Here is a 17,962-nt window from a genome sequence, read left to right as displayed (position 1 = left end):
TTTCACTAATAACTAATCAATTATCCGAAAAGGTGAAAAAGATGAATTTCAATCTAGAACTGGACGAACAAAATTTAAAAAGCTTTTTGAAAACCATCGATCGTGTCGCCATAAGAGCCATCATTATGAAAAATAATCGTATTCTACTAGTTGAGTCCAACTGGGGAGATTATAAGTTTCCTGGAGGCGGCCTAGAGGAAAATGAAACCCATGAAGATTGTCTAAAACGAGAAGTGAGAGAAGAAACCGGTTATGTAAATAGCCTAGTTAAAGACAAGGTTGGGATTGTCATAGAGCGAAAAATGGATGAGTATGAAGATCACACATTATTTCAAATGACTTCACATTATTATCTATGCGAATTGGCAACAGACGAAAAGGTAACCCAGCAACTAGATGATTATGAAGCCAAAATGGATTTTACAGCAAAATGGGTAACCCTGGAGGAAGCTATAATCCAAAATGAATCCCTAATTAATAATCTCGAGAAAAATAGCTGGTTGAAACGGGAGACATTTGTTTTAAAACACATAAAAGAAATGCATGCTTTTAGACTTTAAAATTCATTGTGATAGCTCGTTATTAGTCAAAACTCTAAATATAACTAGCAATTCTCGCTGCTCTATTTATCCTATCAAAGCGGACGAAAGAATCAGTGTCCTATAAATCAGCATTAAATAATCTTATTTACATCATTTTCATAAAACTACTATAATTAAAAAGTCGGTTATATAGTTAGGAGTGGAGTTTTTCGTGCAAGATTTTATTATGAATGTTTTAGACTGGTTATCAGGGCTGGGTTATCTCGGAATAGCTATCGGCTTGATGCTTGAAGTAATTCCGAGCGAAATCGTCCTTGGGTATGGCGGATATATGATTTCAGAAGGGACAATCGGATTTGCAGGCGCTGTCATTGCGGGTACCATCGGAGGAACAATTGCACAGCTGTTTCTGTATTGGCTTGGCTTCTATGGCGGCAGGCCGGTATTGGAGAAGTACGGTAAATATCTTCTAATTAATAAACACCATATTGACGTATCTGAACAATGGTTTAAAAAATACGGGCCAGGTGTTATTTTTTCCGCAAGATTCATCCCTGTTGTCAGACATGCCATCTCCATTCCAGCCGGAATTGCGAGAATGTCTTTCGTAAAATTCACGCTTTATACTGTGGCTGCAGTCATTCCATGGACAATGTTCTTTCTGTATTTAGGAATGGTCCTTGGCGAAAACTGGGCCGGAATTAAGGATGCAGCAAAACCTTATATCATTCCAGTCGCCATCATTGCATTAATAGCTGGAATCATCTATTTCCTTTTGAAGAAAAAAAACAAGCGTTAAGATCTATAAGAGGCTGTCAAAAATGATTATTTTGACAGCCTTTCGCTATTTGCTTTACGGTTGAATTTCGAATCTTGCCAGACCATTTTTTGCTTTTATCCCTCACATGCAATTTACAGCCAATGAATTAAATACAACCTCTTTCATTTAAGTTTCTAAAATAGCTACACTAAAAACAGTTCAGCAAAAAAAAACTGCAGATAAGTTTGTCTGCAGTCTGAATATCATAAGTAATTAATTTTTACCTTCAGGCCAATTTAGTTAAAACAACAATTCATAAACCTTCCTTGGCCTGCCTCTTTGTCCTGGCTGTTCTTCACCCGTGACTTTTGCAAGACCAAGGCGCTCAAGTTCGACCATGATTCTTCTAGAATTGCGTTCGGTCCTTTTCAGCCATCTAGAAACTTCCTGTGCTGTCACGATGTTTTTTTTGTAATGTCTTGATAGATACTCGATTTTGCTTACGATCCCGGGGCTGATTTTGGCTTCTTTAAAGCGCTTTTCCCATTCTTCACCCCATTTACGCTGCTGGTAGGTTATGTTCAGTTCTCCCGTTTCTGACTGGTGTTCATTAATCTGTTTCTTTTCATCGACACTGACAACAGATGGGGTCTGTTTTTCCCTTGCATAATGCAATGCAAGCCGGACATTTTGTTCAGCGTCATAGGCGGTCAAACCGTAGCCTATACCAATTCTGAGTTTTAGCTTGCTGTGGACTTTTGCTTCTTCTATCAGGGAATACATAGAGGATTCCTGGAATTGCATGTCCATCTCGCCCCTGGTTGTATAGATAAAGAACAAGCCGTCACCGATTTGCACGAAGGAGCCTTGTAGTTTTTCGGCATGGTCCAGCATGACCTGCTTGATTTCAAGTTCACGGCGCTTCATTTCATAAGAAAAATACTGCTGATCCAGCGAACTTGCTGAATGGATCACCTCAAGCCCGATGATAGCGATCTGCGACTGTTTATACCAGTTGGATTGTCCTCTTTCCTTCAGGTTTTGCAGAACCAGTTTGATGGCGACTGGAGAAGGAATGACTCTGTAACAAGGAATTCCTATTTCCTTCAGCCGGTCATGAACTTCCTGGACACAGGTAAAAGCCACTTCAATTTTACCTTCATCATGAAGTTTTTTATGGAATGAGATAATTTCCTCAGCTGGTTTATATTCGTTATAGGAAAAAGAATGGATATTGATCTCTCCCAAATAATAGGTACTGGTCAACGTATCCAGTTCTGATTGTTTGATGGTATCAAGGCTGGCATTCTGAATGGCCCCTTCTTTCAAAAGAGCTCCAAGTAGGGTCCCTAGCAAACTTGAACCATATAATGGGGGAAAATAAGAAGTATCTTCCCTGATCAATCCTTTAGAACGTGCATAATAGTATGGAGCCTGGCCAGAGAAAAACCAAAAATCCACTTCATCTTGATAGTCACGGATGATATTTTCCGTCTCCTTTGTTTCTTTATATATATAAGGAACCATTTCAAGATCGTTATGTTCCCGACCTAAAGCAAGGATGTGGCCAACAGAGTCTCCTGGTCCAACTATCCCGACACGGATTTTCATCTTTTACACCTACTTCTTTCGCTTCAGCTATTAACCTGCTTCATTTTTTACATATTGTGTGAGAATGTCTGTACCTATTTGTAAATCTTCAAGTGAGGCAAATTCATCAGGGTGGTGACTTAAACCGTTTCTACACTTGATAAAAATCAAGCCTGATGGCCATTGAGCGGCCATGTTCATCACATCATGGCCAGCGCCGCTTTCGAGAACCATGGCTTTATAGCCTAGAGATTCCCCCGAAGCCTGCAGTTTACTTCTCACTTTTCCATCTAACTGAACAGATGAATTATTTACCAGAGTGGTCATTTCCATTTTAACACCAAATGACTTTTCAAGCTGTATACATTTATCGCAAATTAGATCTTTCATCTTCTCCTTTAATTGATCATCCACACTGCGTATATCCACACCAAGTTCAATGATTCCCGGAATGACATTCATGGCATTAGGTTTCAATACAATTGTGCTGGCCGTAGCAACAATCGGCACTTCACTCGCATCCGAGAGGGACTCAGCTGTTTCAGAAATTAAACTGATCAAAGGTGCAGCAGCAACAAGGGCATCCTTTCTTTTCCCCATTGGCGTCGTTCCCGTATGCCCCATTTGCCCTGTAATCGTTACTTTTAAGCGGATTGGGCAAGCAATCGCGGTAACAACACCAAATTCTGCACCATTGTCCTCAATCCTGGTAGCCTGTTCAATATGCAGCTCAATAAAACTTTTCAGCTCGGACTCAGTCCGATGTGCCTGGTCTATTTTCTCCCAATTAAGTCCCATACTTTCAACCGCCTGGAGGATTGTGGTGCCATGCTCGTCTTTCATGCCTTCAAGTTCTTTCTTATTCAATAAGCCGCTCATCGCTTTACTGCCAATTGTTGAAACGCCGAATCGCGATGATTCCTCGGACGCAAAGCAAATTACTTCAATAGGGAAAGCAGGCTGGAAACCTTCTTCTTTTAATTTCTTAATCGCAGCAAGGCCGCATAGGACACCTGCCACACCATCATATCCGCCTCCGTCTTTTACCGTATCCAAATGGGAACCGATAGCAACTGCAGGTAAAGATTCAGCCTCGTCTATTTTCCACCTGGCAATGGCATTCCCCGCCTCATCCCTATGTACGTACAAGCCTAGAGTTTCAGCTAGTGAAACAAAAACATCAATCGCTTTCCACTCTTCATCCGTATAGCCTAGACGACAAAAACCCTCCGGACGCTCCATTGTTTCTGTTAAATTCAACTCGCACAGATGCTGCTCAAGCCAATCCTTCATTGCCATTCCTCCCTTCAAATGGTTAGATTGAAAATGAGGCAGATGTCTCTGCCTCACTCCAATACTTAATTTAGTTTCTTGATTGATTCAAATAGTACATGAACAGCGGACATTAAAGTCTTTTCATTAATATCAAACTTCTCATTATGATGGCCGGCCGCAAGCTCTGTTCCGAAAACACAGTATGTTGCCTGCCCGCCGTTTTTCTGTACCCTTTCGATAAAGAAGGTGGCATCTTCAGAACCTGCAGGTGAGTTATCCTCTAACACACTTTCCAGAATATATGGCGATTCTTCGGCACAAGCGTGCAGCACACTCGCAAGTTCTCTCGACCCCTCCGCACTGATTGCTTCTCCAACCGTCTGAATTTCATATTCTACACCATACATTTGCGCAGAACCTGCAATTACGGCTTCTGCCTGAGATTTGACAAACTCATTGATTCTGGTGTTTTCCCCGCGGGTTTCTACTTTTAAAAAGGCCCGGTCAGCGATGATGTTTCTGCCAGAACCAGCATGAAGTTCACCGACGTTGATTCTTGTCGCACCTTCAGAATGACGAGGAATGGCATAAATATTCAGCGCTGCAGACGCAGCTGCCAGTAAAGCGTTTTTCCCCTGTTCAGGATTTCCGCCTGCATGTGAGGCTACGCCCTTAAAAGTGATGTCAAGCTTCGAAGTAGCCAGAAAGCCATTTTTTGAAGCGACAAAATGTCCATCCGGAACACCAGTACCTACATGGGAGGCGATAAAATAATCGACATCATCGACTACATTCGCTTCGACCATCGAGCGGGCCCCTCGGGTTCCCTCCTCAGCTGGCTGGAAAATCAATCTGATTTTCCCTTTGAGACTGTCCTTATTCTCAGCTATCAAGGTTGCCAGTCCCAATCCAATCGTTGTATGAGCGTCATGGCCACAAGCATGCATCTTATACGGAAGAGTAGACCGGAACCCCTCAATTTCTGGGAAGTGGCTGTCCTCCTGCGATTCGTTTATGTCCAAAGCGTCCATATCAATCCGGAAAGCAATGGTTGGACCTTCCTTTTTTGTATCCCATGTGGCGACAATCCCTGTATAGCCCTCAGAAAAAGCCTCGATATACTCTTTATTCGCACCATTTTCGAGTGCCCATTGTAAATGAGCCTCTGTTTCCTCTTTACTCGGTTTTCCCATGCAATGGTCTGGTGACATGACTTCTTTTCCCACTCGAAGGTCAAAACCAAGATTGTCGAGAATGGAAGCAACAATGGAAGCTGTACGAATTTCCAAAAATCCAGTTTCAGGATAGCGATGGAAATCCCGGCGCCATTCTATTAATTTTTCTTCTAGATTGTTCATTGTATCTTTCACATCCTATTTTCATTAAAGAAATGGTGTAATACCAGGGCCAAACGGTAGTTCAAAGAAGAAGAAGATTAAAATCATGATGATCCATGTCAATAAGAACATCACCGAATATGGAAGCATCAAGGCAATGAACGTTCCAATACCGGCCTTTTTATCATACTTCTGCATGAATGACAGCACGATGACCATATATGGCATTAATGGCGTCACGATGTTTGTTGATGAATCCGCAATACGGTAGGCTACCTGTGTAAATGCTGGATGGTATCCAAGCTGCATAAACATCGGTACGAATACGGGAGCTTCGAGAGCCCATTTTGCAGAACCTGAAGTAATCAGGAAGTTCAATGCCGCGGTAAAGAATATATAGCCAATGATCAATCCTATTCCAGTAAACTCGATATCTTTCAGGAATTCCGCTCCGTTGACCGCAACCCATGTAGCAATATTGGACCAGCTAAAATAGGCGATAAACTGTGAAATTGCGAATATTAGGACAATATAGGACGAAAGATCCCTCATCGCTTCAGCCATAAAGCTGGCAACATCTTTACTGCTCTTAATATTACCAACAGTTATTCCATAGACAGTACCGATAATGATAAAGAAGAACAGAATAATCGGGATAATGCCATCCAGGAATGGTGAAGGAACCAGGCCGCCGTCCTCATTAGTCAATGGACTGTTCGGCAACAGGATCGCACCTAGAATAACCGCAATATATAGCCCGCCAGCAATAGCGGCATTACGTAAAGCTTTACCTGCTTTAGGAGGATCTTCTGTAAGTGCTTCCTCTACCGCATCCCCTGTATACTTACCAAGGCGCGGTTCAATGAATTTAGTTGTGATAAGCCCGCCAACGATTGTAAGGACAAAAACGGATACAATATTGAAATACCAGTTGTCAACTGGTGTTACGACAATATTCTCATCAATAATCTGTGCAGCTTCAGTGGTTATACCCGCTAGCAGTGCGTCCGTTCCTGCAATCAATAGGTTCGCTGTAAAACCAGCACCCGCTGAAGCGTATCCTGCCGCCAAACCGGCAATTGGATTCCGGCCAACTTTGTAGAAAACCATTGCAGCCAGAGGGGGAATCAAAACCATCGCAGCATCGGAAGCGATATTTCCCATAATGCCTACAAAAACAACCGTGTACGTGATCAGTGCGGGAGGTGCTTTCAGGATGGTTCTCTTGATCGCATAATCAAGCATACCGACCTTTTCCGCAAGGCCAATACCAAGCATCATTGATAAAACCAATCCAAGAGGCGCAAAACCAGTGAAATTATCCAGCATAGATGTCAAAATATACTTTAGGCCTTCACCAGAAGCAAGGTTTTTTACTGGAAGTTCTTCTCCTGTCCCCGGATGGGTGACAGATGCACCAAAGGCACTGAAAATAGCTGAAGCAATGATGACCAGCACTGCAAGGATTGCAAACAAAATAAATGGGTCTGGAAGCTTGTTCCCTACTCTTTCAATTCCATTCAGAAATCGCTGGGCTAAGCTTGCTTTCTTCTTCTCTGTAACCATATTTTCGCCTCGCTTTTTAATTTATTTTAATGTTGATGGCTTAACGTCTTTTGGTATTGGACATGTGTAAGGGTTGGCTTGGAGGAACTCCTCGAATTCCTGTTTAACAGTCTTCAATTTCGCATCATCCTCAAACAATTGAACCGCTGTCAATGCCATTGACTCTGCTGCCCGAAGCATTCCTTTATGGGCAAAACTGCTTATGCCCTGTGTCGTCATTTGCCAGGTGTGCAGCGGAGTACCCAGTGCTGAAGTCGCGGCAGTCAGCTGTGCGGTCGGAACAACCCAGCTTACATCTGATACATCCGTGGAGCCGGCAAGAACTTCATTAGATGCTTCATAAGGCGAGATGCTGTCCGAGAGATACTTCCCCTCGAATTCAGTTCCATTCCCCACATATCCAAACCCTTTTAAAAGATCCAAATAACTCTCTTTTTCCCCGTCTGACAGTGTGGACCAAAGTTCTTTAGCAAAAGCATTTTCTTCCTCGGTCGGCTCTTCAGTTCCAGCTTCCACAAGATTTTCATGGAGAAGCTTTTCAAGACTTCTGTTTGGTATATAGTTCGAACAAGCCTTGTCAAATTCGATGGAAAGCTCTGTTTCTGTCATCAATGCTGCACCTTCTGCAATCTTGCAGACACGTTTGTAGATGCCATCTACCTGCTGCACTTCAGGAGCTCGAATCAGATACAGCACTTCCGCATCTGCCTGTACGACATTTGGCGAAATGCCACCAGTGTTTGTCACGGCATAATGGATTCTTGCTTCAGGCACGATGTGTTCTCTTAAATAATTGACCCCCACATTCATCAGTTCTACTGCATCCAGCGCGCTTCTGCCCAAATGCGGTGAGTTTGCAGCATGGGAGGAGACTCCTTTAAACCTGAAATACACCTGATAGTTTGCCAGACTGGAAAGACTCATGATGGCGTTTGCTGGAGAAGGATGCCAGGATAACGCAGCATCTACTCCGTCAAACACGCCTTCCCTAACCATGAACGTCTTTCCAGAACCGCCTTCTTCCCCCGGACACCCGAAAAATTTCAAGGTACCTGAAAGGCTATGATCTTCCAGATATTTTTTGGCTGCGCATGCAGCGGCAAAAGCACCAGTTCCGAGCAGGTTATGGCCGCAGCCATGACCGACGTTTACTTCTGTTGGCTCATAGACTGTTTTGTCTGGCTTCTGCCCCAACCCGGAAAGTGCATCAAACTCACCAAGGAACCCTATGACCGGGTAACCGCTTCCAATAGTTGCAACGAATGCAGTTTCTATACCTCCTGCATTCCTTTCCACAGAGAAACCGGCTTTTTCACACTCAGATGCTAAATACTCAGCTGACTCGTATTCTTCGAATCTAGTTTCTGGATGATTATAAATGTACTTGCTAATTCTCTCAAAAGTCTCTTTGTTTTCGGCGAGATACGTTTTCACATTGTTGTTTTTCATGTCTCCTCCTTGAAATAAAACTATTAATCAATTAAATCTAGAACCGCCATTAATGATAGAGATGAATGTATCCACCGCAACCAACAGAACCTCTTCCTGAAAATCAAACTCAGGATGATGGTGCGGATGGTCAAGCTTTGTCCCGAATAACATATAAGTCGCCTTCCCGCCGTGCTGTTGAACCCGATTCATCATCAGGCTGACATCTTCAGACCCTGAAACAGTCACTGATGGCAATACTTCTTTTACATACTCGCTTTCGGCACACCATTCAGTAATTTTCGGGATCAGCTCCTCATTGCAGACAACCACTTCGGTCAAGCCAACCGGTTCAATCGTGCAGATTACGTCGTGCATATCAGCTGCAGCTTGAAGAATCCTCGTCGCTTTTTCAGCCATATATTCGGCAATCTCCACTGTTTCCCCACGGACTTCGATTTCCATGTAACTATCTTCAGGAATGATATTTCGGCCGCTTCCAGCAACTAATCTTCCAACATTCACTCGGGTTACACCATCATGGTGACGGGGGATTGCATATAAATTATTGGCCGCTGTCGTTGCTGCGAGCAGCGCATTTTTGCCAAGCTCAGGATTCATCCCAGCGTGGGAAGCAACACCTTTAAAATATGCATTGTATTTCGTCGAAGCAAGGAAACCTGGTGTCGTAGCAGCAATCGTTCCAATCGGAAGAGTTTGAATGCCGATATGCCCGGAATAGAAATAGTCAACATCATCAAGCCAGCCTTTAGCCACCATCGCCCTCGCACCGCGTCCGCCTTCTTCAGCTGGCTGAAACAGCAGGGTGAAACTACCCTTCAGTTGATCATTATGGGCTGCAATATATTGAGCGGCACCAAGACCAATCGTTGTGTGTCCGTCATGTCCGCAGGCATGCATGACATTCAGCTCCTTGGATACAAATTGGTGTTTTGCTGGAAAATGGTTCGAATTCAGAGATTCATTAATCGGCAAAGCATCAATATCAAAGCGGAAGCCAACATGGTCCCCTTCTTTCCCTGTATCCCATATAGCCACCAGCCCAGTGTTCCCGCCTCGCATTTTATCCAGCCACGACTCCTCAACTCCCCAGTTAAGAGCCTTCAACTCATGCGCCAACAAATCACTCTCCGGTGGAATCCCCATACGAGATTCCTCATCAAGCGCTTCCTTTCCAACAAACAGCTTAAAACCTAGGGCTTCAAGCTCCTTCCCGATCCTGTACGTCGTGATGTACTCCATAAATCCCAATTCTGGTAAGGCATGTAAGGAACGTCGCCATTCAATTAATCCTGGAGTTAAATCTTTTACGAAACTACTTGTCATAGATGTCTCTCCTCTCTGTAAAAAATTTATGTATGAGCAGGTAATTATAGACTACAAACGGAAAGTTGCCGTATATAAAAATGTTATTACGGAAAATTTCCGTTTAGTATCCTTAAATGCTATTATACATGAATATTTAGAAAATTCAATTTAACGGAATGAAGATTAATGGGGAAATTTGCGTAATTTCCTTTTTGTTACAGTCTTTTTGTCTTCCCTAAAAATAAAAAAGCACAGCATAAACCGTGCTTTCCATCCTTTATTTATTGACTTACATTTTTCAAAAACGACTATTTTCCGGTTGGAAAAATAAATGGGACTCCTGTAAATAATCAGGAATATCCGTTTCTTGAATACTAGCAATTGCCCCAAAAGTGACTCCTTGAGTTAAAAGGAAATTGACCATTTCCCACCCCACGTAATATGCTTCTCTCTCGTGATTCGTGGTGCCATTCCCAAACGTAAACCTTGTCACGGCTTCTGAGGAGGATTCTTCTAAATATGGATAGATCCCCTTTATGATTTCTCCTCTGTTTTCCTTACAAGATTGAAGCCAACCTTTTTTATGCTCAATATAAAGCTCATCTGGATGTCCTGGTATTAAAAATTGGCTTACACGAGTTGCTAATCCCTCTTGTAAAATAGTGGAGGCAATTGTTCTTTCCCAATCAGCAGTCAGGTTGGCAGTATAATTATGTACGACATGTGTGAGTTCATGTACGAGAGTAATAGCTGACTCTCCTAGTTCAATTGGAAGACATAGAGCCAGTCGTCCATCGTCAAAAGGGGCAACAAAAGGATTATTTTCGAACCCTCCAACAAAATAAACTAAGACAAAATCAATTGGCTGATCATAGCTTAGTAAATTTTTAACTTTTGTTAGGTATTCCCGAACTCTTTCCTCATTTGGTTTCCAATTTTCAATAAACGATAAATGCTCTTCATACCTAACCCAAGCTTTGTCCAGCAAATTTCTAGCCATCCTTCTTCCTTCCACTCCAGGAGGGACCGCTGCAAAATTATAGTACTCCTCCCAAAGTGCCCATCTTTCCTTACTATCAATTTCAAGTTTATTTGCCTTATGATAAAAAGCTAAAAACTTAGGCACTAAATTCAGTATTTCGATTTTATCCAATTTGTCTCCCCCTTAACAGTCTAATTATTAAAATGCTTCTTAACGTAACTCCTAAAATCAATAAACAAATAAGCGAACCCAACAAAAATGAATAGACCAGCAATCCAATTACCTTGATCAGGTGGATAATATCCTTCAAAACGATTAAGTAAGTGGAACAAAAAGCCGAACGATAAATATATTGCGCCAGTTAATTGCCGCATTTAAAACGACTCCTTTAGAGATCAAATTTGATATTTAGATTTTACTAGATTAAAAATGGAAATAATAGGTTTTTAAAACAATTAATTATACGAGTAAAAATATACGCCCTAACTTAATTCATTTCCTTCGCCTCCCTCTTCAAATACAACTATAATTAAATTAGTACTCACAGGTGAAAAGCTGTCTGAACTTGAGGCAACTTCGGACTGCTTTTGTGCTTAAGCTTGAAAAGCTGTCTGAACCAGAGGCAACTTCGGACTACTTTTGTGCTCACGGGTGTAAAGCTGTCCGAACTACGAGCAACTTCGGACTACTTTTGTGCTTAAGCTTGTAAAGCTGTCCGAACTAGAAGCAACTTCGGACTAGTTTTGAACTTAAGCGTGAAAAGCTGTCCTAACTTGAGGCAACTTCGGACTACTTTTGTACTTAAGCGTAAAAAGCTGTCCAAACTAAAGCCAGCTTCGGACTACTTTTGTGCTTAGCTTCGTAAAGCTGTCCGAACTAGAGACAACTTCGGACTACTTTTGTGCTTAAGCGTGAAAAGCTGTCCAAACTAGATACAACTTTTATAAAGAAAAAATTTGAAAGGGTGATTTACAGTGAGAAAAGCGCAGCAAACAGTGTATGTAAACGAGTTTACCAATGGAATCCTGGACCCTGAACAGGAAATGCTTGGCCCTGTTAAAAATGGCGGACATATCATTGCCAACACGACGCCGGGGTGCTGGGGACCGATGATTACACCTTGCATCCGTGGAGGACATGAAGTAACAAAACCGGTTTTTGTGGAAGGTGCTGAAGTTGGTGATGCGATTGCTATCCGCATAAAGTCCATTCAGGTCACATCCATGGGAACTTCATCTGGAAACGATGCCCCTGTTGAAGGCAGGTTTGTTGGCGATCCCTTTGTCGCGGTGAAATGTCCAGGCTGCGGACAGCTTTACCCGGATACCAAGGTTGTAGGCACTGGCCGTGAGTCTGTTCGCTGCAGCAACTGCGATACAGATGTAACCCCTTTTGTTTTTACAAATGGCTATACAATCGCGTTCGACTCCAATAGACAGGTGGGTGTCACTTTAAATAAAAAAGCCGCAGAAGAAGCTGCAAAACAAGGGCGAGCATTTATGAACACTCCGGAAAATTCAGTACAAAATCCAATCGTCGCATTTGCCCCACATGATTTGGTCGGAACGGTCGCAAGGCTTCGTCCTTTCCTTGGCCAGCTCGGCACAACACCTGGCAGAGCCTTGCCTGATTCACATAATGCGGGTGACTTTGGCCAATTCCTGGTGGATGCCCCTCACGAATACGGGATCACCAGGGAACAGCTTGCAGAACGAACTGATGGCCACATGGACATTAACCGAGTCCGTGAAGGAGCCATCCTGATTTGCCCTGTAAAAGTAGAAGGCGGCGGAGTGTATATCGGGGACATGCATGCGATGCAGGGAGACGGTGAAATTGCTGGCCATACAACAGATGTATCAGGTATTGTCACCCTTCAAACCATTGTCATAAAAGGATTGACCATCGACGGCCCGATCCTGCTGCCTGTTGGTGATGACCTCCCTTACCTGGCAAAACCAATCACGAAAAAAGAAAAAGCAACCGCACAGAAATTAGCCGGACAATGGGGTGTCCGCAAGCTGGAAGAATCCCTGCCAATCTCCTTCATCGGCACCGGAGCCAACTTGAACGAGGCAACCGATAACGGCTTGCAGCGTGCAGCTGAGGCATTCGGAATCACAGTTCCAGAAGTCATGAACAGAGCAACCATTACAGGCTCAATCGAAATCGGCCGCCATCCAGGTGTTGTTACGGTGACCTTCCTTGCCCCAACTAGTTACATTGATCAATTGGGATTGACGCATTTGGTAAAAGACCACTATAGTGACCTATTGGAAAAATAGTTTTTTATTCAAACATCTTTCAAAGAATAAATACTCAAAGAGAAGATCACTTTAATGTTCTTCTCTTTGTTTTTTTAAGTCATTCTGTTTGTTTGATACTGATGAAGGTAAAAGTTTAATGTCAGGAGTTAAAATAAGGCCCCTGACTAGATAAGTTTTTTTTAAAAAAACACTTCGTTTGTAATCTATTTGACATTATGAATATTACTTCCCATACATACTCACCTAGTCAAAAACAACAAAAAAGTCAGGTTCATCCTTCAAATGGAATTACCTGACCAAACATGAAATATCCATCATTTAAAAACTTGCCATTACTGTGTGCTTAGAACGCTCCCAGTCTGTATCTTTGAAATCACCCTGCCCTTTTATGAAACAGGTGCAGTTCCCTTGCGCACACAAACCTTCACGATATCTTTCTCCTTAAATGACCAGGCAACTTCTAGATCATTTTCAGGGTCTCTGGGGTCCTGAACCGTCCCAATATTATCTGTGCGTGCAAATACATTGCAAAGGATGGCAGCTCCTGAAATGTAAAAGGTATCGCCAGCATTTGCATCTTCACGGTTAATCATGCATTGAAATGGGACCTCATCCTGAACCTGATAGCCTGTGAAGATTCCATCCCTTCCTGTTTCCGGGTTGAATAAAATCGTATCATAGGTAATTGTTTTACGAAGGACTCCACAAATCATGACCTCCTCTGGACAAACAGCTTCAACTGCTGCTTCAATCACATTTATATAGGTAACAGGCGCAAATTCATCACCAATCAAAGCAGGCGGAACAAACTGAGTCTTATGCTCAATCATTTGTTTGCAGCATGTCTGCGGATTGGCAACAGGACAAACGATCCTGCACACCTGAAAATTATCTATTCCGGTTTGATTAGAGCCGCCGATAATTCTAAGTCTGGCGATAGCATTCGCACCTACATCCACTGTGACTAAATCCCATTCATCATATACTGGCTCCCTGAAGTTTGCCAGTTTTATTATTCTTGCAATCAGGTTGCCTGCAGTATCAAAAGCCTCTATTGTTACCTGTACTGAAGACGAATAATAAAAGCTGATTGAAGACACTTCAGGACTAAAGGTCATATCCCGCTCATTGCCTTCGAGCCAATAAATCACGGTACGGGGAGATGGCCAATTCGCAACATTGCCACCAGTGATTGTCCGCCAATCATTAAAAGTAACGGTGGAAACACACAGATCCAGAGGTGGGACGAGGGTAAAGGTTGGAGGGCCTTCAAACGTAGTCATTCCGCAATTGTCTTCACAGATAATTTCAAAATCACTATCTTGCGCAGGAGCTACCTTACTTGGAGGTTTTTCGTTAAGAAAAAAATGAGCCATACACTAACCTCCCTTCAAAATTTACATTTTATTAATCGTAATATTTTATTCATAACAAATTTTAAAGGTATGGACTTCCATAAAAAATTTACACTGCGGGATACATAGCTAGTGTCCTCAAGGACCTTTTTCAAAAAACACATTGTCCTTTTTATATGCTAATTACAAAAAGACATTAGTTATTGACCCCTTTGGAGCTCGTTTCTCTCAAACTTAAAAAGAAATAAGAAAAAACAAAAATATTAGCTGAATAGAAAGCAGCCAAATAAAAAATGCCGAATACAATTGTATCCGGCAATCTTGTCTTCCTTTTATTTAACAACCGTAACAATTCGATTCTTGCCTACTTGCTCTGTTGGGTATTTATCAAACACAGCCATGTCATGTCCGGGGATGATAAAGTCTACATTTCCTCCGACCAATTCATTTACTTTTTGAATGGACATGAGCTGTTCAACGTTATCAAGTCCAAGCCCAAGAGGTCTATAGTCGGTAGCATTTTCGTATGTGTACGCGACGTCCTGAGTAAGCGCATATGTTCCTCCTTTTTTCGACCGTAACGGCTTGTGTGCCGAATGTGTGGCCTTTGGCATTATGGGCCTTTACACCTTCTGCTACTTCAAAATTGTCTTCTTCGATCAGCGTCAGCCTTTTATCAGCAGCCACTTCCAACAGATCATTTATATGGTCAAGATCGGTTGCCTGCCAAACCCATTCACGCACCTTTTCAGGCAGTGACAATGAAGACACCCATCCGTCAAGCTCCTCTTTTTGGATATAAAACTGGGCTTTTGGAAATCGATCAATATTCCCGGCATGGTCAAAGTGTAAATGGCTTAAAATGACGATATCTATGTCATTTGGAGTTAAGTTTACTTTTTTCAAAACCTGGGCTGGAGCTTCGATATTGGTCCCACCAAATAATTTTGACCAATCCTTTTGGGGTTTAGCAGCATCATTTCGATACCCGATGTCATAAAGAATATTGTGTTCCTTATTCTGAATTAAAATATAAAAGAATGGCAAATACGTGGTTCCTTGATTATGCGCACCATACACCAATCCCGATTTCGGATAGTCCTGGATACCACCATACTCCAGAAGCTTTACGTTATAGTCTCCTTTTTTAGCAGCATAAGCGTTTCCTGATAGAAGAAAGGAAAGAATTAGAATAAAAATCAGCTTTTTCATGGTATTCATTCGCCTCATTTTAATTAGGATTTAAACATAGAAGACAATTTTAATGTTTTTATTCGCCTGGTTGGACGTTGAGGTAAGAGTCTATCAATAATTGTTTTTCCAATTCCATTCTTATGGTGTCCCGAATTGGTTTGCAACATTAACAACGATTTTTCAAATGATATCGACCTTTTTGCATTTTAATCAACTCTTAAAGGTACAGTTATCTAGATCATTTATTTTTATACAAACTGTTAGATACCCTTTTAGAAAAATAGTATAAAAAAAGACAGGACGAGTTCCTGTCTGTTTTAGTTCGTTGATGATAAGTATTCTCACAAGTTCTTCTTCATAAGGGAAGCTACTTCTAAATCATGTTGATTCGTAGATCTGGTTAAATTCTCAATAATCAACTCTTGCCTTTCCACTGGATGGTTTTGACTCAGTTTCCCCTTTGCCTCTATTTTAGTAATGTTAATCTTAAACGCAACAATACCTTTACTCATCCCGTCAATATATTTGGAGTCTACATTTTTTTAAATTGAAAGGACTATCTGGCTTTTCATATTTATTGACCATCTCATCCAAACAATCAAAAATTACTTTTTCATCTTCAATTATGTCCATCTTTCCGTATATATGGATGGAAACGTAATTCCAGGTCGGTACGGCATCTTTATTTTCATACCAGGAAGGTGAAATATAACAATGAGGACCCCGGAAAACCACTAGAACCGATTGATTCTCTACATCCTTCCACTGACCATTAGCACGAGCAAAATGGCCATATAACGCATTTTCATCTTTTTTTAGGATCAATGGCAGATGCGTAGCATATGTTTCTCCCTTATGTGTAGAGAATAAAGTTGCAAAACTATATTTCTCAATGAACTCATAAATCTTTGCTTCATCCTCGATCTTAAAATGTTTAGGTGTATACATCACAGATTCTCCCCCATTTATGTATAAAATAGATTAAAAGAAGTTTAAGGCGTGCGACACACACATCTACGACCTAATATATATAACTCTGTTGAAATTTCCATAAGTAAAAAGAAAAAAGCCACCTGGATTTGGCAGCTCTATCAGTAGCTCTCAATTAATTGTTTAGGAAATTACCTTTTTTCCATTACTGCAAAATAGTTCTCTTCGTAATCTGCAAAGTTAAAAACTCTTCCAGATGGCATATTGACAATTTCTCCGACTGTAATTTTTTTATCCAATAAGTCACTGTGTAATTGTTCAAAATTCTCTGTATAAAACATTAAAGAAGGAGTTTCGAGATTGACTCCAGGAGACATTTTAGCAACGAATTCCTTATTGTGCAAAACTATACTTGTTTCTGCTTCTTGTGTTGGCGCTATTTCAATCCATCTAAATCCCTGATTGTTGTTCTCTTCTGCTATTACAGAAAAGCCCAATACTTCTGTCCAGAATTTTACTGCTTCATCCTGGTTATTGACATACAACATAATTTGACCGACTTTACTTAGCAAATTCAATCACTTCCTTTTAAGAGAATTATTTAACTATTCGAATTAATATTCTTGATTGGGATTTAAAAATCCTCCTGAAATTACCCTGTTTTATTTCTAACTAAAAGTCCATTAAGCCAACTGAACAACAATAACTTAACTTAATCAAGCATTATTCTTAATTTCAGTTAATAATTCAACGATCTTTTGGTTTGTTTTATTTAATTTCCTCAACTGAACTTCAATTGAAAAAATTGTTATCACTGCTGCTACTCCAATAATTATCATAGAATTAAAACCTCTTCCAATGTAAAAATAGACTCAGAAAAATGTTAACTCCTATCATCCCTCCAGTCGAATGGCCGGCAAAGCTCCATTTTGGATAACATAATGCTTCGCGGATTCTTCAGGATTGTAAAAAGAATCAAACATGCTCAGCTCATGAGCCTCATCAGCCCTGCTGGTGTTTCCTTCCCCTTTTAAATACACCAGGTATTCCCTATTATTTTCCGTAAAAGAATCAGCAAAGTAACCACCTGTATGATTGAACTCTGAACAATGATGCTTGACACAAATGGGATTACCCTCAACTTTAACAAAAACCTCAAAATTTCCCCGTGCAGTTTTAATCATTTTCGTTTTCCAGAAGGACATTAAATGATCTCCTTAATTACGAGCTATCACTACCATAATAGTCTTGGAATAATTTGTTTATGTTTAATTTCTATGAAACATGCAGTGATTCCTTTTTTGTATCTGAATAAAAGTTTATCTGAATTTAATAGGGTAGAATTTATAATGCCTACCACCTTCCCTTGTTGACATGACGGTTGATGACGGACAATTTTTCCTATTT

Annotated in this window: 15 protein-coding genes and 1 pseudogene; 3 read left to right on the top strand and 13 right to left on the bottom strand. The window is 41.2% G+C overall.

Features of this window, described 5'->3' with window-relative positions; genetic code table 11:
* Window positions 1-41 precede the first annotated feature (41 nt).
* On the top strand, window positions 42-560 hold the full coding sequence (locus QNH36_RS11585; RefSeq protein WP_144475647.1) for an NUDIX domain-containing protein: 519 nt from the start codon (window positions 42-44) through the stop codon (window positions 558-560).
* Window positions 561-768: 208 nt separating this feature from the next.
* On the top strand, window positions 769-1,341 hold the full coding sequence (uptA, locus tag QNH36_RS11580; protein ID WP_251542291.1) for an undecaprenyl phosphate transporter UptA: 573 nt from the start codon (window positions 769-771) through the stop codon (window positions 1,339-1,341).
* Window positions 1,342-1,602: 261 nt separating this feature from the next.
* On the opposite strand, the gene QNH36_RS11575 is transcribed toward uptA, so the two are convergent.
* The 7 genes from QNH36_RS11575 to QNH36_RS11545 all read right to left on the bottom strand — a co-directional run bounded on the left by QNH36_RS11575 (window position 1,603) and on the right by QNH36_RS11545 (window position 10,980).
* The gene (locus tag QNH36_RS11575) at window positions 1,603-2,913 is read right to left on the bottom strand and encodes a helix-turn-helix domain-containing protein (RefSeq protein WP_283905307.1); all 1,311 of its coding nucleotides are present in this window, start codon (window positions 2,911-2,913) and stop codon (window positions 1,603-1,605) included.
* A 30-nt stretch (window positions 2,914-2,943) separates the two neighbouring features.
* Window positions 2,944-4,185 carry a M20 family metallo-hydrolase gene (locus QNH36_RS11570; protein WP_283905306.1) on the bottom strand — a complete coding sequence of 414 codons (1,242 nt, stop codon included), beginning with the start codon at window positions 4,183-4,185 and terminating at the stop codon, window positions 2,944-2,946.
* A 65-nt stretch (window positions 4,186-4,250) separates the two neighbouring features.
* Window positions 4,251-5,525 carry a M20 family metallo-hydrolase gene (locus QNH36_RS11565; protein ID WP_283905305.1) on the bottom strand — a complete coding sequence of 425 codons (1,275 nt, stop codon included), beginning with the start codon at window positions 5,523-5,525 and terminating at the stop codon, window positions 4,251-4,253.
* 24 nt (window positions 5,526-5,549) lie between these two features.
* Entirely contained in the window at window positions 5,550-7,070 is a 1,521-nt protein-coding gene (locus QNH36_RS11560) for an AbgT family transporter (protein ID WP_144475652.1), read from the bottom strand.
* Window positions 7,071-7,091: 21 nt separating this feature from the next.
* On the bottom strand, window positions 7,092-8,519 hold the full coding sequence (locus QNH36_RS11555) for a M20 family metallopeptidase (RefSeq protein WP_283905304.1): 1,428 nt from the start codon (window positions 8,517-8,519) through the stop codon (window positions 7,092-7,094).
* A gap of 27 nt (window positions 8,520-8,546) precedes the next feature.
* Window positions 8,547-9,845: an amidohydrolase gene (locus tag QNH36_RS11550; protein ID WP_283905303.1), complete on the bottom strand. Its 1,299-nt coding sequence runs from the start codon at window positions 9,843-9,845 to the stop codon at window positions 8,547-8,549.
* A 280-nt stretch (window positions 9,846-10,125) separates the two neighbouring features.
* A complete protein-coding gene (locus QNH36_RS11545; RefSeq protein WP_283905302.1) occupies window positions 10,126-10,980 on the bottom strand; it encodes a hypothetical protein in 855 nt (284 codons plus the stop codon).
* A gap of 803 nt (window positions 10,981-11,783) precedes the next feature.
* Here QNH36_RS11545 and QNH36_RS11540 point away from each other — a divergent pair.
* Complete coding sequence (locus QNH36_RS11540; protein ID WP_283905301.1) at window positions 11,784-13,094, top strand: acetamidase/formamidase family protein; 1,311 nt, start codon at window positions 11,784-11,786, stop codon at window positions 13,092-13,094.
* A 368-nt stretch (window positions 13,095-13,462) separates the two neighbouring features.
* On the opposite strand, the gene QNH36_RS11535 is transcribed toward QNH36_RS11540, so the two are convergent.
* The 6 genes and pseudogenes from QNH36_RS11535 to QNH36_RS11510 all read right to left on the bottom strand — a co-directional run bounded on the left by QNH36_RS11535 (window position 13,463) and on the right by QNH36_RS11510 (window position 17,760).
* Window positions 13,463-14,452: a hypothetical protein gene (locus QNH36_RS11535; protein ID WP_283905300.1), complete on the bottom strand. Its 990-nt coding sequence runs from the start codon at window positions 14,450-14,452 to the stop codon at window positions 13,463-13,465.
* A gap of 311 nt (window positions 14,453-14,763) precedes the next feature.
* Window positions 14,764-14,898, bottom strand: a complete 135-nt coding sequence (locus QNH36_RS11530) for a hypothetical protein (RefSeq protein WP_283905299.1) — start codon at window positions 14,896-14,898, stop codon at window positions 14,764-14,766.
* Between the two features lie 37 nt (window positions 14,899-14,935).
* Window positions 14,936-15,643 carry an N-acyl homoserine lactonase family protein gene (locus QNH36_RS11525; RefSeq protein ID WP_283905298.1) on the bottom strand — a complete coding sequence of 236 codons (708 nt, stop codon included), beginning with the start codon at window positions 15,641-15,643 and terminating at the stop codon, window positions 14,936-14,938.
* 323 nt (window positions 15,644-15,966) lie between these two features.
* Window positions 15,967-16,573 (bottom strand): annotated as a pseudogene (locus QNH36_RS11520) (FMN-binding negative transcriptional regulator).
* Window positions 16,574-16,746: 173 nt separating this feature from the next.
* Complete coding sequence (locus tag QNH36_RS11515; protein ID WP_283905297.1) at window positions 16,747-17,127, bottom strand: VOC family protein; 381 nt, start codon at window positions 17,125-17,127, stop codon at window positions 16,747-16,749.
* Window positions 17,128-17,448: 321 nt separating this feature from the next.
* Window positions 17,449-17,760 carry a hypothetical protein gene (locus tag QNH36_RS11510; protein WP_283905296.1) on the bottom strand — a complete coding sequence of 104 codons (312 nt, stop codon included), beginning with the start codon at window positions 17,758-17,760 and terminating at the stop codon, window positions 17,449-17,451.
* Between the last annotated feature and the right edge of the window lie 202 nt (window positions 17,761-17,962).

It is taken from the genome of Mesobacillus sp. AQ2 (assembly GCF_030122805.1).
Lineage (GTDB): Bacteria > Bacillota > Bacilli > Bacillales > Cytobacillaceae > Mesobacillus > Mesobacillus oceanisediminis_A.
The sequence above is the reverse complement of the archived record's forward strand: the minus strand, read 5'-3'. Positions and strand labels throughout refer to the sequence as shown.